Source organism: Streptomyces sp. NPDC002888 (assembly GCF_042888465.1).
Lineage (GTDB): Bacteria > Actinomycetota > Actinomycetes > Streptomycetales > Streptomycetaceae > Streptomyces.
Map to the genome: position 1 here is coordinate 49,183 of NZ_JBIAPU010000027.1, position 18,888 is coordinate 68,070.

Annotated in this window: 14 protein-coding genes; 9 read left to right on the plus strand and 5 right to left on the minus strand. The window is 70.7% G+C overall.

Features of this window, described 5'->3' with window-relative positions:
- Positions 1-14 precede the first annotated feature (14 nt).
- Entirely contained in the window at positions 15-1,631 is a 1,617-nt protein-coding gene (locus tag ACFYWX_RS35080; protein WP_389428875.1) for a carboxyl transferase domain-containing protein, read from the minus strand.
- An 85-nt stretch (positions 1,632-1,716) separates the two neighbouring features.
- Here ACFYWX_RS35080 and ACFYWX_RS35085 point away from each other — a divergent pair, with 85 nt between their 5' ends.
- From ACFYWX_RS35085 to ACFYWX_RS35095, 3 genes are all read left to right on the plus strand, one after another.
- The gene (locus ACFYWX_RS35085; RefSeq protein WP_389428876.1) at positions 1,717-2,313 is read left to right on the plus strand and encodes a TetR/AcrR family transcriptional regulator; all 597 of its coding nucleotides are present in this window, start codon (positions 1,717-1,719) and stop codon (positions 2,311-2,313) included.
- 179 nt (positions 2,314-2,492) lie between these two features.
- The gene (locus tag ACFYWX_RS35090) at positions 2,493-3,650 is read left to right on the plus strand and encodes an acyl-CoA dehydrogenase family protein (RefSeq protein ID WP_389428877.1); all 1,158 of its coding nucleotides are present in this window, start codon (positions 2,493-2,495) and stop codon (positions 3,648-3,650) included.
- A 36-nt stretch (positions 3,651-3,686) separates the two neighbouring features.
- Positions 3,687-4,553, plus strand: a complete 867-nt coding sequence (locus ACFYWX_RS35095; protein ID WP_389428878.1) for an acyl-CoA thioesterase — start codon at positions 3,687-3,689, stop codon at positions 4,551-4,553.
- Here ACFYWX_RS35095 and ACFYWX_RS35100 read toward each other — a convergent pair whose 3' ends face one another.
- Together ACFYWX_RS35100 and ACFYWX_RS35105 are read right to left on the minus strand one after the other, a co-directional pair.
- Entirely contained in the window at positions 4,554-5,348 is a 795-nt protein-coding gene (locus ACFYWX_RS35100) for a phosphatase (RefSeq protein ID WP_389428879.1), read from the minus strand. It lies immediately after the preceding gene.
- A gap of 74 nt (positions 5,349-5,422) precedes the next feature.
- On the minus strand, positions 5,423-7,153 hold the full coding sequence (locus tag ACFYWX_RS35105; RefSeq protein WP_389428880.1) for a helix-turn-helix domain-containing protein: 1,731 nt from the start codon (positions 7,151-7,153) through the stop codon (positions 5,423-5,425).
- A gap of 158 nt (positions 7,154-7,311) precedes the next feature.
- Between ACFYWX_RS35105 and speB the strand changes: the two genes are divergently transcribed.
- From speB to ACFYWX_RS35130, 5 genes are all read left to right on the plus strand, one after another.
- Complete coding sequence (gene speB / locus ACFYWX_RS35110; RefSeq protein ID WP_389428881.1) at positions 7,312-8,280, plus strand: agmatinase; 969 nt, start codon at positions 7,312-7,314, stop codon at positions 8,278-8,280.
- Positions 8,277-9,962 (plus strand): thiamine pyrophosphate-binding protein, encoded by a 1,686-nt coding sequence (locus ACFYWX_RS35115; RefSeq protein WP_389428882.1) that lies wholly within the window; start codon positions 8,277-8,279, stop codon positions 9,960-9,962. The genes speB and ACFYWX_RS35115 overlap by 4 nt, the downstream gene beginning before the upstream one ends.
- Before the next feature lie 32 nt (positions 9,963-9,994).
- Complete coding sequence (locus ACFYWX_RS35120) at positions 9,995-10,762, plus strand: hypothetical protein (RefSeq protein WP_389428883.1); 768 nt, start codon at positions 9,995-9,997, stop codon at positions 10,760-10,762.
- Positions 10,759-11,064, plus strand: a complete 306-nt coding sequence (locus tag ACFYWX_RS35125; RefSeq protein WP_389428884.1) for a hypothetical protein — start codon at positions 10,759-10,761, stop codon at positions 11,062-11,064. The genes ACFYWX_RS35120 and ACFYWX_RS35125 overlap by 4 nt, the downstream gene beginning before the upstream one ends.
- 69 nt (positions 11,065-11,133) lie before the next feature.
- Positions 11,134-11,379 (plus strand): hypothetical protein, encoded by a 246-nt coding sequence (locus tag ACFYWX_RS35130; RefSeq protein ID WP_389428885.1) that lies wholly within the window; start codon positions 11,134-11,136, stop codon positions 11,377-11,379.
- A gap of 58 nt (positions 11,380-11,437) precedes the next feature.
- Here the strand turns inward: ACFYWX_RS35130 and ACFYWX_RS35135 are convergent, their stop codons facing one another.
- Positions 11,438-12,244: an endonuclease I family protein gene (locus ACFYWX_RS35135; RefSeq protein WP_389428886.1), complete on the minus strand. Its 807-nt coding sequence runs from the start codon at positions 12,242-12,244 to the stop codon at positions 11,438-11,440.
- A gap of 192 nt (positions 12,245-12,436) precedes the next feature.
- The gene (locus ACFYWX_RS35140) at positions 12,437-14,755 is read right to left on the minus strand and encodes an ArnT family glycosyltransferase (RefSeq protein ID WP_389428887.1); all 2,319 of its coding nucleotides are present in this window, start codon (positions 14,753-14,755) and stop codon (positions 12,437-12,439) included.
- Between the two features lie 451 nt (positions 14,756-15,206).
- Here ACFYWX_RS35140 and ACFYWX_RS35145 point away from each other — a divergent pair, with 451 nt between their 5' ends.
- Positions 15,207-18,761, plus strand: a complete 3,555-nt coding sequence (locus ACFYWX_RS35145) for a LamG-like jellyroll fold domain-containing protein (RefSeq protein ID WP_389428888.1) — start codon at positions 15,207-15,209, stop codon at positions 18,759-18,761.
- The last annotated feature ends 127 nt before the right edge of the window (positions 18,762-18,888 follow it).

Genomic DNA, 18,888 nt, shown 5'->3' on the forward strand with positions numbered 1-18,888 from the left:
CGTCGTCAGGTCCCTCACATCCGGAAGACGCCGAACTGGGGGTCACCCAGTGGGGCGTTGGCGCAAGCGGTCAGGGCGAGGCCCAGCACCTGCCGGGTCTCCAGCGGGTCGATCACGCCGTCGTCCCAGAGGCGGGCGGTCGCGTAGTAGGCGTTGCCCTGGCGCTCGTACTGCGCGCGGATCGGCGCCTTGAACGCCTCTTCCTCCTCCAGGGGCCAGGACTCCCCGCGCGCCTCCGACTGGTCCCGCTTGACGGTCGCGAGGACGGAGGCGGCCTGCTCGCCTCCCATCACGGAGATCTTGGCGCCGGGCCACATCCACAGGAAGCGGGGCGAGTACGCCCGCCCGCACATCGAGTAGTTGCCCGCGCCGTACGACCCGCCGACGACGACGGTCAGCTTCGGCACCCTCGTGGACGCCACGGCCGTGACCATCTTGGCGCCGTGCTTGGCGATGCCACCGGCCTCGTAGTCCCTGCCGACCATGAACCCGGAGATGTTCTGCAGGAACACCAGCGGGATCCCGCGCTGGTCGCACAGCTCGATGAAGTGGGCGCCCTTCTGGGCGGACTCGGAGAACAGGATGCCGTTGTTGGCGACGATGCCGACCGGGTGGCCGTGGACGCGGGCGAAGCCGGTGACCAGGGTCTGCCCGAACTCGGCCTTGAACTCGGCGAACCGGGAGCCGTCGACCACGCGCGCGATGATCTCGCGGACGTCGTAGGGGGTGCGGGAGTCGACCGGCACCGCGCCGTACAGCCCGTAGGGGTCGACCTTCGGCTCGACGGCCGCGGTGACCTCCCAGGGCAGCGGCCCGCGCGCGGGGAGCGTGGCGACGATGTCCCGCACGATCCGCAGCGCGTGCGCGTCGTCCTCCGCGAGGTGGTCCGTCACACCCGACACGCGCGCGTGGACCTCGCCGCCGCCGAGCTCCTCGGCGGTGACGACCTCACCGGTGGCGGCCTTCACCAGGGGCGGGCCGCCGAGGAAGATCGTGCCCTGGTTGCGGACGATCACGGCTTCGTCGCTCATCGCCGGGACGTACGCCCCGCCGGCCGTGCAGGAGCCGAGCACGGCCGCGATCTGCGGGATGCCGGCGCCGGACATGCGGGCCTGGTTGTAGAAGATCCGCCCGAAGTGCTCGCGGTCGGGGAAGACCTCGTCCTGCATCGGCAGGAATGCCCCGCCGGAGTCGACGAGGTAGACGCACGGCAGCCGGTTCTCCAGGGCCACCTCCTGCGCGCGCAGGTGCTTCTTCACCGTCATCGGGTAGTACGTGCCGCCCTTGACGGTGGCGTCGTTGGCGACGATCACGCACACGCGGCCGCTGACTCGCCCGATCCCGGCGATGACCCCGGCGGCCGGGGCCTGCCCCTCGTACATCCCGTCGGCGGCCAGGGGCGCCAGCTCCAGGAAGGGCGAGCCCGGGTCCAGCAGTGTGTCGACGCGGTCGCGCGGGAGCAGCTTGCCGCGCGCGGTGTGGCGGGCGCGGGCCTTCTCGCCGCCGCCGAGGCGGGCCGCGGCCAGCTTGCCGCGCAGCTCCTCGACGAGCGTGCGGTGCGCTTCCTCGTTGGCCCGCCAGGCCTCCGACGCGGGATCTGCCGCGCTCTGAAGCTCCGGTGCCTGGTGCATCCTGCGGTCCCCTCAATTGTTAATGAGCGTTAACGCATTTCCATCAGGTTAACGACCGCTAACCTCCCTGTCTAGAATTGTCTTCATGAGCACCCGGACCGACGCCCCCACCCGCCGTGAGCAGATCCTCAAGGAGGCCGCCCGGCTCTTCGCCGAGCGCGGCTTCCACGGCGTCGGGGTCGACGAGATAGGCGCCGCGGTCGGCATCAGCGGCCCCGGCCTGTACCGGCACTTCCCCGGCAAGGACGCGATGCTCGCCGAGCTGCTGGTCGGCATCAGCGGCCAGCTGCTGACCGGGGCGAAGCAGCGGTTGAAGGAGGCCGACGGGGTGGCTCCCGGGGCGGTCCTCGACTCGCTCATCGAGGGGCACATCGACTTCGCGCTCGACGACCGTCCCCTCATCACCCTGCACGACCGCGAGCTGGACCGCCTCCGGGACAGCGACCGCAAGCTCGTCAGGCAGCTCCAGCGGCAGTACGTCGAGCTGTGGGTGGGCGTCGTCCGTGAGGTCTACCCCGACCTGGGCGAACCGGCGGCCCGCTCGGCGGTGCACTCCGTGTTCGGCCTGCTCAACTCCACCCCCCACCTCGGCCGCGCCGGCACCCTCCCGGGACGGGGGACCACGGCCGAGCTGCTGCACCGCATGGCACGGGGCGCGCTGGCGGCGGCCGGGCAGGAGTGAGTCGGCCCGCCTTGCCCGAAGCGTGATGAGCGTTACGTGGACGCCGTCGCTTACTCGCCGGTACGGTTGATGAGCAAGCGCTTAGCCATGGGGCCGCAACCATTGATTGAGGCAACCCCGACGGCGAGCAGCCACATCCGCGAGAGCGGCGCCGGTTCAGGCGCAGAGAGGGGCCTACGGTGCGCCGTACGGTGTTCAACGAGGACCACGAGGCGTTCCGGGAGACCCTCCGGGCCTTCATCGAGGCCGAGGTCGTCCCCGTCTACGACGAGTGGTTCGCCGCCGGCCAGGCGCCGCGCGACTTCTACTACAAGCTCGCCGAGCTCGGCGTCTTCGGCATCCGCGTCGACGAGGAGCACGGCGGCGCCGGCATCGACTCCTACAAGTTCGAGGCCGTGATGTACGAGGAGACCGCCCGCGCGGGCGTCTCCTTCGGCGGCTCCGGCGTGCACGTGCTGCTCGGCCTGCCCTACATCAAGATGCTCGCCACCGACGAGCAGAAGAAGCGCTTCCTGCCGAAGTTCGTCTCCGGCGAGGAGATGTGGGCCCTCGCGATGACCGAGCCGGGCACCGGCTCCGACCTCGCGGGCATGAAGACCACCGCCAAGCTCTCCGAGGACGGCACGCACTACGTCCTCAACGGCGCCAAGACCTTCATCACCGGCGGCGTCCACGCCGACCGCGTCATCGTCTGCGCCCGCACCTCCGCGCCCACCGCCGAGGACCGCCGCTTCGGCATCTCCCTCTTCGCCGTGGACACCAAGTCCGAGGGCTACTCCGTCGGCCGTAAGCTCGACAAGCTCGGCCTGAAGACCTCCGACACCGCCGAGCTGGCGTTCGTCGACGTCAAGGTCCCCGTCGAGGACCTCCTCGGCGAGGAGAACAAGGGCTTCTACTACCTCGGCCACAATCTGGCCTCCGAGCGCTGGGGCATCGCCTACGGCGCCTACGCGCAGGCCAAGGCCGCCGTCCGGTTCGCCAAGGAGTACGTCCAGGAGCGCACCGTCTTCGGCAAGCCCGTCGCCGCCTTCCAGAACACCAAGTTCGAGCTGGCCGCCTGCCAGGCCGAGGTGGACGCCGCCGAGGCCGTCGCCGACCGCGCCCTGGAGGCCCTGGACGCGGGCGAGCTGACCCCCGCCGAGGCCGCCAGCGCCAAGCTGTTCTGCACCGAGGTCGCCCACCGCGTGATCGACCGCTGCCTCCAGCTGCACGGCGGCTACGGCTTCATGAACGAGTACCCGATCGCCCGCCTGTACGCGGACAACCGCGTCAACCGCATCTACGGCGGCACCAGCGAGATCATGAAGTCGATCATCGCGAAGGACATGGGTCTGTAAGGTCCCGGCAATTACTGCCCGGTACAACTAGACGCCATGAGCCAGGCACTTCAGGATCTCCTCGATCTGCTCGACCTTGAGCAGATCGAGGAGAACATCTTCCGCGGCCAGTCCCGGTCCGCCGTCGTCCCGCGCGTGTTCGGCGGGCAGGTCGCGGCCCAGGCGCTGGTCGCCGCCGGGCGTACGGTCCCCGCGGACCGGCACGCCCACTCCCTCCACGCCTACTTCCTGCGCATGGGCGACCCGGGCGCGCCCATCGTCTACAACGTCGAGCGCATCCGCGACGGCCGCTCCTTCACCACCCGCCGGGCGGTCGCCGTCCAGCACGGCAGGCCGATCTTCACGCTGTCGGCGTCCTTCCAGACGTACGAGGAAGGCCTCGACCACCAGACGCCCATGCCGCCCTCCCCGGACCCGGCCACGCTGCCCACGTCCGAGGAGCGGCTGCGCGGCTACGACCACCTCGACGCGGCGGTGGTCGAGAAGTTCCTGGAGACCCGCGAGGCGATCGACCTGCGCTACGTCGACGAGCCGCCGTACGGGAAGTTCGGTGAGCCGCGCGAGCCGCACTCCCAGGTGTGGTTCCGCACCAGCGGCAAGCTCGCCGACGACCCCTTGCTGCACGTCGTCCTCGCCACCTACGTCTCCGACATGACCCTGCTCGACTCGGTCCTGCTCGCGCACGGACGCGGCGGCTGGGCCGTCGGTGACGTCGTCGGGGCGTCCCTGGACCACGCGATGTGGTTCCACCGGCCGTTCCGCGCCGACGAGTGGCTCCTGTACGACCAGGAGTCCCCGTCGGCACACGGCGGCCGGGGTCTCGGCCAGGCCCGCATCTACACGCAGGACGGCCAACTGGCCATCTCGGTGATCCAGGAGGGCGTGGTCCGCGTCCCGCGCTGATCACTCCTCGGCGAGACCCGCCTCCGCCAGCAGGTACGCCGTCATCGGGTCGTAGTAGCGCGGGCTGATCACATGGTCGTCGAGGGGGACCGTCACCTGCACGGTCCCCTCCGCCTCGGCGAGGAAGAGCGCCGGGTCGTTGGAGTCGGCGTACCCGACGGAGTCGACGCCGTGCTGTCCCGCGTAGCCCGCCCAGCCGTGGTCGGCGACGACCAGGTCGGGCAGCGGGCGGCCCGCGCGCTCCAGGCCGGTCAGGATGGCCTTCATCGGCTCGCCGGAGTGGGTGTGCCAGAGGCTGGCGCCGTGCTCCAGGACCGCCACGTCCGCGAACTGCATGACGTACCCCTCGTCCGTCTGCAGCCCGTCCGGGATCACCAGGACCTCGCAGCCGGCCGAACGCAGGGCGGCGGCCGTGGCGCGGTGCACGTCGAGCAGGCCGCCCGGGTGGCCCGTCGCGAAGAGGACCCGCTGCCGCCCGTCGGCCGCCTTGCGCAGCCGGCCCGCCAGCCGCTCCAGGGCCGCGAGGGTCAGCTCGGGGTCGATGGTGTCCTGCCCGTACCGGTACTCGGGGTCGTCGTTGACGCCGACCCGCTCCGCCATCACCGCGAGCACGTCCTGCTCGTCGCTCCAGCGGTCGCCGAGCTCCAGGCCGAGCCAGTAGTTGCGGTCGCCGTTCGCCAGCTTGCGGTAGTGCGAGAGGTTGTTCTCACGCGGGGTGGCGACGGCACCCGCGATACGGGTCCTCACGAGGTGATCGACGAGCTCGGCGCGGCTGGGTGTCCCGGGTATCGGCATGCCACCCATTGTGAGGCAGCGGTCTGTGGGTTCACTCGGCGTCCCGCACGCTGGGACGTGGGTCACGTCATGATCTACAGCCGCCCCAGAGCGAACCACAACTCCATGCGGACGTCCGGATCGTCCAGGTCGGCGTCGAGGAGGTTCGCGCACCGGGCGACGCGCTGCCGCACGGTGTTGCGGTGCACCGACAGCGCCACCGCCGTACGGTCCCAACTGCCGTGCAGCGACAGCCAGGTGCGCAGCGTCTCGGTGAGCGCGGGGCTCGCGGAGGTGAGCGGGGCGAGGAGCGCGCGGGCGTGCGTCTCGGCCTCCTGCGGCGGCACCAGATCCGCGAGCGCGGGCCGCCCGCCGTGCCGGACCAGAGGGGTGCGGGTGGCCCGGGCGCGCGCCAGGGCACGGGCCGCCTGGGAGTCCGCGGCCGGCCACTCACCGGAGTCCGCCGGGGCGCTCACCCCGAGCGTCCACCCGGCCTGCGGGGCCACCTCCCGCCCGTCCGGCACGAGAACCCGTACGACGTCCTGAGCCAGGTCGACCAGCGGCGAGCCCAGGGCGGCGCCCAGCGCGGACCCGGCGAGCGCGTCGACCGGCTGGGCGTAGGGAACGGCGTGCACGACCACCCACCGCCCACCGCCCAGCAACGGCGCCACGTCCTCCGGCGCGCTCCCCAGCAACAGCCGCACCAGCGCCGACGAACGCGCCGCCCCCGCGCCGCTCCGGTGCTCCCCGGTGAGCAGGGAGAGCAGGACGGCGGCGACGGAGGCGATGGTGTGGTCACCCGGTTCGCGCCCCGGCGCCGCGACCCCGAGCACGAACCCCTGACCGGCCCCGAGGGCGTAGGCGGCGAGATGGACGCCCGCGACGGTGTCGGTGGCGGAGGAGGGGGTGGGCCGGTCCGCGGCGGGCGGGCCGGGGGTACTGGTGAGCGGGGTCGTGCGGCCCGTCGCCGCCGGGCGGTCGGCGGCAGGAGGGCCGGGAGTGCCGGTGATGAGGGCCGTGCGGCCTGGGGGCGCTCCGGCGCGGTCGGCGGCGTGGGCGGGACCGGCGGTCGGCCGGGGGCTGCCCGCCCCGGCCGCCGGCTGGTCTCGGCGCCGCGGCGTATCGGCTCGGGGGGCCTCGTCCGCCCGTGGCGTCGCGCCGGTCGTCCCCGCTGCCACGGCGGTCGGCCGCACCACCGTCGCCAGCTCCGCCAGCGCGCCCCTCACCGCGTCCTGCGGCCCTCGCCCGGCCGTCGCGATCTCCGTGCCCTCGGGGCCGTACAGGGCGGTCCAGCCGCCGATCCGCTGGGCCAGCTGGGCCAGGACCGACGGCACCGGGTCCGGGCGGGAGGCCGCGGCGGCGAGGCTCTGCTGGGCCTCCGTGACGCGGCGGAGTTCGGCGTGGCGGGCCTGGGCCATCAGCTGCCAGACCGCGCGGGCGACAGCCGAGAAGGTCGTGCGGGGCGGGACCTCAAGGAGCGGCAGCCCGTACGCGTCACAGGCCGCCACCAGGGCGCGCGGCACTGTGTCGTGCACGGGGGCGAGACCGAAGCCGAGGGCCGCGCCGCCCGCCGCGACGATCCGGGAGACGTAGTCGTCGAAGTAGGTCCCCGCACCCGCCGCCTCCGGTATGTGCACGCCGGCCGTGAGCAGCAGTTCGCCGCCCAGCAGATAGGGGTACGGGTCGGCCATCTCCGAAGCGTGCGCCCCGTGGACGGCGATGCCCGGAGCGGCCGGCCCGGCGATCCGGCGCAGGCCGAGGTCCTCGCGGGCCAGCAGCACGGCCAGGGGCACGGGCGGAGTGGGCGGAACGGCAGGGTCCGGCATGGTGGATGTTTCCTCCATCCACTCGGCTGCAAGTGGATGAAACGTACACTTCGCTGCCGCGCTCCGGCCACCTAGGGTCAGGTTCCGTCAGCCGCCACCTAGAGTCGTACAAGAAGCAGTACATACGCCATGAAGCGTAGGAAAGAAGGCATCCGGCCATGAGCAGCAGCGAGACGCCCCGCGGGCCCGTCGACTCCTCCCGCATCCCGCGGTACGCCGGACCGGCGACCTTCGCCCGGCTGCCCCGGCTCGACGAGGTCGGGCGCGCCGACGTCGCCGTGGTGGGTGTGCCGTTCGACTCGGGTGTCTCGTACCGGCCGGGCGCCCGCTTCGGCGGCAACGCGATCCGCGAGGCGTCCCGGCTGCTGCGGCCGTACAACCCGGCGCAGGACGCCTCCCCCTTCGCCCTCGCGCAGGTCGCGGACGGCGGCGACATCGCGGTGAACCCGTTCGACATCAACGAGGCCGTGGAGACCGTCGAGGCGGCCGCCGACGAGCTGCTGGGCACGGGCGCCCGCCTGATGACCCTCGGCGGCGACCACACCATCGCGCTCCCGCTGCTGCGGTCGGTCGCGAAGAAGCACGGCCCCGTCGCCCTGCTCCACTTCGACGCCCACCTCGACACCTGGGACACCTACTTCGGCGCCGAGTACACGCACGGCACGCCGTTCCGCCGCGCGGTCGAGGAGGGCATCCTCGACACCGAGGCGCTCTCCCACGTCGGCACCCGCGGCCCGCTGTACGGCAAGCAGGACCTCACCGACGACGAGAAGATGGGCTTCGGCATCGTCACCTCCGCGGACGTCTACCGCCGCGGCGCCGACGAGGTCGCCGACCAGCTGCGCCAGCGCATCGGCGACCGCCCGCTGTACATCTCCATCGACATCGACTGCCTGGACCCGGCGCACGCGCCCGGCACGGGCACCCCGGAGGCGGGCGGCATGACCTCCCGCGAACTCCTGGAGATCCTGCGCGGCCTCGCGTCCTGCAACCTGGTCTCGGCGGATGTCGTCGAGGTGGCGCCCGCGTACGATCACGCGGAGATCACGTCGGTGGCCGCGTCCCACACGGCGTACGAACTGACCACGATCATGTCCCGGCAGATTGCGGAGGCCCGCGCGAAGTGACTCACGACCACGACCTGGTGCTCCGCCCGACGCCGGCCCAGACGGAGGCCGCGCTGAACCCTCCGCCCGGCCGCCGGGGCGGAGACCTGGTCGTGGAGACCCTGGCCGGGCTCGGCGCGACGACCGTCTTCGGCCTGCCCGGCCAGCACGCCCTCGGCGTGTTCGACGCCCTGCGCCGCTCCGACCTGCGGTACATCGGCCTGCGGGTGGAGAACAACGCGGGGTTCGCGGCGGACGCGTACGGCCGGATCACGGGTGAGGCGGCGCCGCTGCTGCTGTCGACGGGCCCGGGCGCGCTGACAGCGCTGGCCGCGCTCCACGAGGCGGCCGCCGCGAGCGCCCCCGTCCTGGCGATCAGCAGTCAGATCCCGACCGCGGGACTGGGCGGCGGCCGCCACGGCTACCTGCACGAACTCCCCGACCAGGCCGCCTCGTTCCGGGGCGTGGTGAAGTCGGTTCACACGGTCCGTACGCAGTCCCAGATCCCGTCCGCGATCGAGGCGGCCTGGAAGTCGGCGCTGTCGGCCCCGCACGGACCGGTGTGGGTGGAGATCCCGCAGGACGTCCTGCTCGCCGAGACGCACATCCCGGTCGTGACCGGGGGCGACGCCTTCCCCGACGAGCTGTCTCCGCGCCCCGAACTGACCGCCGTCGCCGCCGACCTGCTGTCCCGTGCGTCCCGTCCGGCGATCATCGCGGGCGGGGGAGTGGTACGGGCGGACGCGTCGAAGAAGCTGCGTCAGCTGGCGGAGACGCTTCAGGCGCCGGTCGTCACCACCTACGGCGGCAAGGGCGCCTTCCCCTGGAAGCACCCTCTCTCGCTCCAGTCCTGGCTGGAGGACCGCCACACCACGGACTTCCTGGAGGACGCCGACGTCCTCCTGGTGGTCGGCTCGGGCCTCGGCGAACTCTCCTCGAACTACCACACGTTCAAGCCACGCGGCCGGGTCATCCAGATCGAGGCGGACCTCGGCAAGCTGGAGTCCAACCACCCGGCACTCGGCATCCACGCGGACGCCCGACTCGCACTGCAGGCACTGCTGGAGACGGTCTCCGAGCGGCAGGACCCGACCGCGCCGGAGCGCGTCCGCGCACTCCTCGCGAAGGTCGCCGCACGCATCGCCGCCCAGGAACTCACCCTGGAACAGGACGTGTTGGCGTCGGTGCGCAAGGCGCTCCCCGCCAACTCCCCGTCCTTCTGGGACATGACGATCCTCACCTACTGGGCCTGGCCCGCGTTCGACCCCAAGGGTCCCAACCACATGCACTCCGCCCAGGGTGCCGGCGGCCTCGGCTACGGCTTCCCGGCGGCGCTGGGCGCGGCCGCCGCGGACCCGACCCGCCCGGTGCTGGCGGTGTCCGGCGACGGAGGGGCCCTGTACTCCATCGCCGAGCTGGCGACGGCCAGGCAGTACGAGCTGAACGTCACCTGGCTGATCGTGGACGACGGCGGCTACGGCATCCTGCGCGCGTACATGACCGACGCCTTCGGCGAGGCCACGGCGACCGAGCTGACCCGCCCGGACTACGTGGCACTGGCCGAGTCGTTCGGGGTGCCCGGCGTACGGACGTCCCCGGAGACCCTGGAGGCAGACCTGGCGAAGGCGCTGGCCGCGCCCGGGCCTTCGGTGGTGGTCCTCCCGGCGGTCCTGCGGATGTTCGCGCCGACGCACCTGGGCTGACCAGTGACACTTGTCTCGGCAAGGATGGAGCAATGACCGACGCCGAGGTGAGCGAGGCCGAGACGGGCCTCGTGGGGAGCATCGTCGAGGGAGAGGCCACGGCCGTCTTCCGTTGGGGAGTCATCGTGGATCTGGGCCTGTCACGGGACGGCCTCATCGATGTCCTCTACATCGACGATGACGACAACTATGAGGTGGGCGACCGTGTGTCCTGCTGCCTCGACGGCTTTGACGAGATGAAGAACAAGTTCATCCTGAGGCCCCCGGGACAGTTACCTCTCGCGGAACGCCTGCGCAAGGCCAGGGAGCGGCGGGTCTCTCCTCCTGCCCCTTTGGACGCGGCCGGTATCGCGCGGTTCCTGCTGTCGCTGGACCGGTTCCAGAAACAGCTCGACGCGTTCATGCTCGGCGCCTACCTGGCATGCGACTTCGGCGGCGATTTTGGGGATGACGGCGATTCGACACTCAGCCCGCAGGTACGGCTCGATGTCGTGGACGGTGCGCCGCAGGTGACGCTCGACCATGCCATCACCTGGATGGACCGGACCCGGGACCAGGAGCTGAGCGAGTACCGCCTCGCCGTGACCCTCACCTTCGCCGAGGCGGGGATCACGGTGGAGGCGTTCGTCCGGCTCGACCTGGAGCGGGACATGGGCGAGTGGCCGGCCGGGGTCCACATCCCGTACCGGCAACGCGCCGACGGCCTCGTGCTCGACGAGGCACTCGCCTTCGTCGAGGCCCGGGTCGGGGAGCTGTGCCAAAGGTACGACGACGTGAACCGGCTGGGTCTGGGATCGTGAACCTGGAACCCCACCTCGCCGAGCTCGTCGAGCAGCTGCGCACGTCGTTTCCTGCCGGTCTCCGGGAGGACGGCGGGGACGACGAGGACTACGGGCCGCTTCTGGTCATCCTCTCGGAGCTCCTGTCGGAACGAAACCTCGGCGTGGTGGTCGAGGCCGCCTTCGGTCTCGACCGGCATGTGGTCCGCAATCATGCCGCAGCGGCCCTGTCCGTCCGGAAGCCCCCCGCCGGACAGGTGGAGCGGCTGAAGGAACGCATGGTCGGACACGGCTGGTGTCTCGAAGACGACGATGGGGGCTGAGTGGGGGCGTTCAACATGGCGGTCGTGCCGAGGCTGCACGGCTGCCCGGGGTGTGGGGACGAAGGGGCGATGACCCTGCAGTTCCACTTCGGGCACACGTTCCAGGACACCTACCGCATCGGCGAGCGCCTGCGGTGGGGAGGCAACGACAAGGGGACGCCGGGGCAAGGGCGGGCGGAGGTCATCGGGTATCAGGAGGCCTGCGGCACGTGCGGGCTCGACGAGGACCGGGAGTACGTCCTGGTCTTCGAGCACGACGTGCTGACCGGTGGCCACCGGTCAGCACTGCCCGATGACCTCGTGCGTCTCGGGTGACCGGGATGGATGAAGGGCCCTGCCGGACGTGTTCGGCAGGGCCCCTTTGTTTCGTGCGTTACCAGATCGCCTCGACCCACTCCGGGTGGTCGATGAACGGGTTGCGGTTGTGCTGGTACGTGTCGTAGATGACCTGGTTGCGCTTCTCCTCGAAGGCGCTCGGCGGGTCCTCGTCGTTCCACTGCTTGAGCACGGAGAGCTTGCCGATGTACGGGTTGCTGCCGTTGTTGACCTTCTCGTTGGGCTCCAGGTTGGCCCAGCCGTCGTCACCCTCGTAGCGCACGGCCATGTAGAGGATCATGCGGGCCACGTCGCCCTTGTCGGCGTCGCGCGGCTCGAAGGAGTCGGAGTCGACGAGGCTGCCGCCGCCGCCCGTGACCGCGCTGCCGCCGTTGTCGAAGTCCAGGTTGCCTCGGATGCTGTTGACCTTGACGTCCGCGGGGCGCAGGTGGTGCAGGTCGGTGCCGGGTCCGGTGGCCTCGCCGAAGTCGCCGTGGGACTTGGCCCACGTGTGTTCGCGGTTCCAGTCGCCGACGTCGCCGCCGTTGAGGGACTTGCTGCGCGAGACACCGCTGTACAGCAGGATCACGTTGCTGCTGTTGTTCGGGTCCTGGTCGGTGGCCTTGAGGGCGTTCCAGACCGCGGAGTACGAGATCTTCGTCTGGCTGCTGATGATGGTGTGCAGGGAGGACTTGAGGCTCGTGCCCGTCTTGCCGATCGCGTTCTTGTAGTACGTCGAGTCGTACGCCGTCGTCGTGGCCGCGGCCGGGCTCGCGGTCAGGGCGGGAGCGGCGAGGCCGACCAGGACGGCGGCGGTGGTCAGCGCGACCGGCTTCCAGCGGCGGCGGGTGCGTGTCGCCAGCATAAAGGGGGTCCCATCTACGCGGGTTGAATGGAGGCGGCAATCGGGAGAGTGACATGGACATGCGGCCATGTCCATGGAGTCGACGTGTCCATTGGGTGACGGGAAACGGCAAATCGGGGCTTGTCTACGCGAGTTGACGCGGCAGAACGGCCCCTGACCGGAAGTCAGGGGCCGTTGCGTGTTACGTCGGTGTCAGCTGATGTCCGACGCGTCCAGGCGGTAGATCGTCGACTGGTTGGCCGTGCCCTGCGAGGAGCTGTCCGACGTGTTCGACGTGCTGGACGAGCTCGACGTACTCGACGACGAACTCCCGCTGTACTCGCTCTCCTTCACCGCCGTGCCGTTCTTCTGCACCCACGCCGTGACCTCGGAGCTGACGTTGGACCCGCCGCCGGGGCCGCCGCCCATGCCGCCGCCACCGATCTGGAGGTAGTGCAGCTCGCCCGCCTTCACCAGCTCCTTGAGCCTGGCGAGGGTCATCGCCTTGTCGCTGCCCGACCAGCCCCACATGGAGATCACCGGCTGGCCGCTGCTGAGGATGAGCTGCGCGGCGCTCTGTGAACTGGACACCGCGAGCAGCCACTTGGCGCCGTCCTGGTGCTTCTTCAGGTAGGTGATCAGCTCGCTGCTCGCGCCCCCCATGCCGCCGCCGGGGCCGCCACCCGTGCCGCCGCCACCGCCGGGCTGCTGCCCGCTGTCGCCGGTGCCGCCCTGGGCCGTACCGCCGTTCCCGGCGCCGCCGTTGGGAGGCGTACCGCCCGCCTCGCCCGTGCCGCCCGGCAGCTCACCGTTCCCACCACCAGGAGTCGTCTGGCCGCCACCCGCCTGCTGGCCACCGGGGAACCCGCCCTGCTGACCGCCAGCCTGACCGTCCTGTTGACCCTGACCGTCCTGCTGGCCCTGCTGACCACCGGGCCCGCCCGCGTTCCCGCCCCCAGGGAACCCACCCCGGCCGCCGCCACCGCCGGGCCCTCCCATGCCGCCGCCCGTCGAGGGCCCGGCCGTAGGGTTCGTACCGCCCATGCCGCCGCCCGATCCCGCACCGGACGGCACCGACCAGGCGTACGCGGCCGGCCCCGCGACCGCTGCGAGGACCGCCGCGGCCACCGAAGCCGCCAGCAGACGAAGCCGGTTGCCCGACCGGAAGACGAACAGCCCCACGATCGCCAGCGCCATCACGACCCCGATGGCCGGCCACAGCCAGGTGTTCCAGCCGGAGGCCCGGCGCAGCAGCACGATCGCCCAGACGGCCGTGACGCCGAGCCCGAGGGGCAGCACCCACGCCCACCGCTTGTCGGCGCGGAAGGCGCGCAGCAGCATCAGGCCGCCGCCTCCGCAGAGGGCGGCGATGCCGGGCGCGAGCGCGGTCGTGTAGTACGGGTGCATGGTGCCCTCGGCCATCGCGAAGGTCAGGTAGTGCAGGGCGGTCCAGCCGCCCCACATCACCAGCGCCGCCCGCGTGGGGTCGGTACGCGGGGCGCGTCCGCACAGGACCAGGCCGCCGACCAGCGCGATCGCCGAGAAGGGGATGAGCCAGGAGATCTGGCCGCCGAGGATCTCGTTGAACATACGGCCGATGCCCGCGGTTCCGGAGAAGCCGCCGCCTCCGCCCCCACCGCCCCCGCCGTTGCCCTCGCCACCGAAGATCCGGCCGAGGCCGTTGTAGCCCATGATCAGGTTCCAGGCGCTGCCGTCGGTCGAACCGCCGATGTACGGCCGCTCGGACGCCGGGACCAGCGACACGGCCGCCGCCCACCAGAAGCTGCTGACCGCCAGGGCCACGCCCGCCAGCAGCAGGTTGACGATCCGCTTCACCAACTTCGGCTTGGCCGCGTACAGATAGACCGCGAAGACGGCGGGCAGCGCGATGTAGCCCTGGAGCATCTTCGTGTTGAAGGCGAGCCCGAAGCAGGCCGCCGAGCCGAGCAGCGGCAGCAGCCTGCCGCCCCGCACGGCCCGCAGGGCGAGGGCCGCGCCCGCCACCATGAGGAAGACCAGCAGGGTGTCGGGGTTGTTGTCACGGTTGATGGCGACGGTGATCGGGGTCAGGGCGAGGACCAGCGCGGCGACCGTCGCCGCGCCGTGCCCCCAGACCCGCTTCACGGACGCGTGCAGGATCCAGATCGTGGCCAGCGCGACCAGGACCATCGGCAGCATCATCTGCCAGGTGCCGAAGCCGAAGATCCGGCACGACAGGCCCATGACCATCAGGGCGAACGGCGGCTTGTCGACGGTCAGGAAGTTGCCCGCGTCCAGCGAGCCGAAGAACCACGCCTTCCAGCTCTCCGTGCCGCTCAGCACGGCGGCGCTGTAGAAGCTGTTGAGGCTCGACCCCGACAGGTTCCAGGAGTACAGGGCTGCCGCCAGGACCAGGATCGCGATCAGCGCGGGCAACGACCAACGCGGCGCCTTGTCCGGCGGGGGCGGTTGGGGGGCTGTCGCGGAGGTTGTCTGCGGCGGCCGGTCGGGGGACACGGTTGTGTGGGGGTGTGGATTGGTGGCAGATGTCACCCGTGCACAGTGCAGACGGCCGATGAGTGAGGGCTGTGCTCAACCTGGGGGCAGCCTGTGGGTGGGTGCCGTCTCCAAGCTGGTCAACAGCCAGGGTGGGCGATGCTGACTCAACATTCGTCAACGGTCACCAGGCCGATCAGTACGCGCTGCCGGGAAGATTAAAAAAGGCCAATGTGTTGGGCCGCCGTTGACCTACATGATCGACCAGCACATGATCCTCACAGCTTCTTTACATGGAGAACTAGGGGACGGGTGGGGCGTGTTCACGCACATACGGCGGCAGGGCTGGCGTCAGGCGGTCCTGAGCGGGGCGATAGCAGTCACGCTCTTAGGAACTGCAGTTCCGGTGATCGGGGCCGGGGCGACGCCAGCATTCGCCGATGACGGAGTGGTCCCGGTAGCGGCTGACAGGACTCCGGAGTCGGAAGCGAGTGCTCTCGCAGCGGAGATGAGCGAGCGGGTGGCCGTGGACGCGGCGACCACCGAGTCGTCTCAAGTCTTCGCCAACCCTGACGGTACCTTCACCCAGGAGATGAACGCGGCTCCCGTCCGCGCCCGGCAGGACGACGGCACCTGGGCCCCCCTCGACACCACTCTGGTTCCCGAGGCCGACGGCTCTGTGCGGCCAAAGAACACGACCGCCGGTCTCACCTTCTCGGGCGGCGGCAGCGGAGACGGGCTGGTAACGCTGGAGGGGGAAGGGCACGAGCTGAAGCTCGGCTGGCCCACCACGCTTCCGAAGCCCCGGCTCGACGGCGACACCGCCACCTACGCCGAAGTCCTCCCGGACGTCGATCTGGAACTGACCGCGCTGAGCTCCGGCTACACCTCGGTGCTCGTGGTCAAGACTGCGGAGGCGGCGAAGAACCCGGCGCTCGCGACGATCAGGATGACCGTCTCCGGCGGCGGCATGGACATCGCTCCGACGGCAGACGGCGGTTTCGTCGCGCGCAACGGCGACGGCACTCCGGTCTTCGAGAGTCCGGCGGGGCGGATGTGGGATTCGGCCGGTGACACCCAGGCCACCAACCCGCCCACTTACGGCGTCACCACGCAACTCGCCCGCACCGCTTCGTCAGCCGAGGGTGAGCTGGAGGTGACGGAGGCGGCTCCGCTGCCCGCCGCTGAGGGCGAGCCGGCCTCTGGGGAGGCACCCGGCAGCGGTGACGCGGCGGCCAAGCTCCCGCTCAAGGTCACCGGCACCACCCTGGAGATCACGCCCGATCTGGCCCTGCTGCACGGTGAGGACACCGTCTTCCCGCTCTACATCGACCCGCCGACCAAGGGCATCGCGCGGGGCGACTGGACGGCTCTGGCCTCCAACGGCACCAAGTACTGGGAGTTCGACAAGGACAAGGGCGTAGGGCGCTGCTCCAACTACGCCGGCTACCTCTGCTCCAACAGCCCGTACACCCAGCGCATGTACTTCGAGTACCCCCTGTCGTCGATCCACGGCAAGAAGGTCCTGGACGCGACGCTCGAGGTGTACCAGGTGTGGACGTTCTCCTGTGATCCGCACTGGTACGACCTGAGCCGCGTGGACAAGGGCATCTCCTCCAGCACCACTTGGTCGTCCCGCCCTACCGGTGTGGATCTGATGGGTGACCGGAACGTGGCTTACGGGCGGGGCACTCTGTGCAGCCCGTCGCAGCCGGCGAACTGGGTGCGCTTCAGCGACAACGTGGGTGAGGAGACGAACGAGAACCTGACGACGACCCTCGCCTCCTACGCCTCGAACAAGCAGTCGCAGATCACCTTCTCGCTGACCGCGCACGACGAGTCGGATGCCGGGGCCTGGGCGCGGTTCCGCAACGACGCGAAGTTGTCGGTGACTTACGTGTCCTACCCGGGCAAGCCGACCTCGTACGGCGTGCAGCAGGGCACCACCGGTCGGGCCTGCAACGCCTCCACGCTGCCCCTCGCCACCAGCGACACCACGCCGAAGATGCTGGCCACGGTGCAGTCGGCCGACGGCTCCAACTCGCAGCTGCGCGCTTCGTTCGAGGTGTGGAAGGCCGACGGCTCCAGCCGCGCCTGGTCCGCGGCCTCGCCGAGCAGTGCCTGGGTGGCCGACAATGCCGTCCGTGACGCGTCCACCAGCACGCTGCCGGCGCAGACGAACTACCGGATGCGGGTCAAGACGCAGGCCTACTACAAGACCGACCGGGGCGCGACCGGTGTCCTGGACTCGGCCTGGTCGTCCTGGTGCTACTTCCGCGTCGACACCGACTCGCCGCCACCTCCGATCGTGACCAGCACGGACGGCCTCTACAAGCCGGCCGAGACCGACCCGGCCGCGGGCGGCGTGGGCACGCCGGGCAAGTTCACCTTCACACCCGCCGACACCAACGCCGGTACGGCCGGCATCCAGTCGGACGTCGTCAGCTACAAGTGGAAGCTGAACAGCGGCGCGCTCTCCGCCCCGATCAACGTCGCCAAGGGCACGGCCACCACGAAAACGATCACGCCTAACCAGGCCGGTGAGAACACCCTTCAGGTCTGGGGCTACGACGCGGCCGGGCACAGCTCGCTCACCGGCTACTACAGCTTCCTGGTCAAGGGCGCCGAGAAGCCCTCGGGGACCTGGCACCTGGACAAGGCGCTCACCGACTCCACCACCGCGACCCAGCACCCGCTGACCTCCACGGGGGCCACCTGGGACACCTTGGCCCGCAGTGGCTCCGGCGCAGTGAGGTTCAACGGCACGACCGGCTACCTCTCCACCTCCGGCGCGGTCCTGGACACCACCAAGTCCTTCACCGTCTCGGCCTGGGCGCGTCTGACGAAGAAGGACGCCAATTACGCCGTTCTGTCCCAGGCGGGCACGAACGCCTCCGGGTTCCATCTGTACTACTCCAGCTCCTACAACGCCTGGATCTTCAACCGCCACCACACCGATGTCGCAGACCCCGTGATCACCCGTTCGGTCGGCACCAAGCCGCCGGTCCTGAACGTCTGGACCCATCTGGCGGGCGTCTACGACGCGGCCGGGCAGACCATCCAGCTCTACGTCAACGGCGTCCCGCAGGGCGATCCGGTGCCGTTCACCGCAACGCCGTGGAAGGCGTCCGGCGGCCTGCAGGTCGGGCGGGTCTGGCATGCTGCGGCCGGCAAGGAGAACTTCGCCGGAACCATCGACGAGGTGAAGGTATGGTCCCGCGCCCTGGCGGACACCGAGGTCGCGCACGAGGCCTGGCTGGAGGACGAGGACCTCAGCGACGGCACCGCAGGCGACCCCGTCCCGGCACTCGTCGGCAAATGGGACGCCACCGACATGGCTAACGCGACCGGCACCACGGTCAAGGACACCAGCGGCTTCGGCCGGAACCTCACGCTCAACGGAGCCGCCCTCACTCAGTACACCACCGGTGATGCGGAGAGCGGCGAAGAGGTGACGACCTCGCAGACGATGGCCCTGAACGGCACCAGCGGGTATGCGACCGCCACCGGTCCGGTCGTCGACGACTCAGGTTCGTTCACAGCGACCGCCTGGTCCACCTTGAACCCAGCCAGGCTCGCCGACACCAGCAAGTCGTACGCGGTGCAGGTGTTCGGCCAGTCGGGGACGAGCCAGTCCTCCTGGGGCGTCTGGTACGAACAGCCAGCTGGCAGCACCCAGGGCCGGTGGACGTTCGGCCGTCCCGACAAGGACGGCACCGGCGCAGCGTGGACCGAGAGCGAGTCCACCGCCTTCACCACGGCCAAGCTGGGCGTCCCGGTCATGCTGACGGTCGTCTACGACGCGCAGGCGGCAGCCGACCCCGACGACACCTCCCAGCTCGGCGCACTCAAACTCTACGTCGACAGCGCCCAGATGGGCGACGAGGACGGCGTGCCGTACCCGGCCCCCTGGCAGGGCAGCGGAGCGTTCGAGATCGGCCGGGCGAAGATCAACGGCGCTGCCACGCGCTACTTCCCCGGAACCATCGACAGCGTCCGCGTCTGGGCGGGAGCCACCTCCACCGACACGATCGCCAACCGGCACAACACCGAGCAGCAGTAGCAACGGGAGGGGACAGGGCGGGCCTGCATGCCCGTCCTGTCCAGTCCTGTTCGAAACACCCTGCGCGTCTCTGCGGATGCGCCGTCGAGATCCGGCGCGCCCGAGCGCCTCCTGCCCATATCCGAGA

Bases quoted from the DNA above. Each gene is read 5' to 3' on its own strand.
- ACFYWX_RS35135 (WP_389428886.1), bottom strand. From the start codon at position 12,244: ATGCTGGCGACACGCACCCGCCGCCGCTGGAAGCCGGTCGCGCTGACC.
- ACFYWX_RS35085 (WP_389428876.1), top strand. From the start codon at position 1,717: ATGAGCACCCGGACCGACGCCCCCACCCGCCGTGAGCAGATCCTCAAG.
- ACFYWX_RS35100 (WP_389428879.1), bottom strand. From the start codon at position 5,348: ATGCCGATACCCGGGACACCCAGCCGCGCCGAGCTCGTCGATCACCTC.
- ACFYWX_RS35145 (WP_389428888.1), top strand. From the start codon at position 15,207: ATGAGCGAGCGGGTGGCCGTGGACGCGGCGACCACCGAGTCGTCTCAA.
- ACFYWX_RS35105 (WP_389428880.1), bottom strand. From the start codon at position 7,153: ATGCCGGACCCTGCCGTTCCGCCCACTCCGCCCGTGCCCCTGGCCGTG.
- ACFYWX_RS35120 (WP_389428883.1), top strand. From the start codon at position 9,995: ATGACCGACGCCGAGGTGAGCGAGGCCGAGACGGGCCTCGTGGGGAGC.
- ACFYWX_RS35130 (WP_389428885.1), top strand. From the start codon at position 11,134: ATGACCCTGCAGTTCCACTTCGGGCACACGTTCCAGGACACCTACCGC.
- ACFYWX_RS35080 (WP_389428875.1), bottom strand. From the start codon at position 1,631: ATGCACCAGGCACCGGAGCTTCAGAGCGCGGCAGATCCCGCGTCGGAG.
- ACFYWX_RS35095 (WP_389428878.1), top strand. From the start codon at position 3,687: ATGAGCCAGGCACTTCAGGATCTCCTCGATCTGCTCGACCTTGAGCAG.
- speB (WP_389428881.1), top strand. From the start codon at position 7,312: ATGAGCAGCAGCGAGACGCCCCGCGGGCCCGTCGACTCCTCCCGCATC.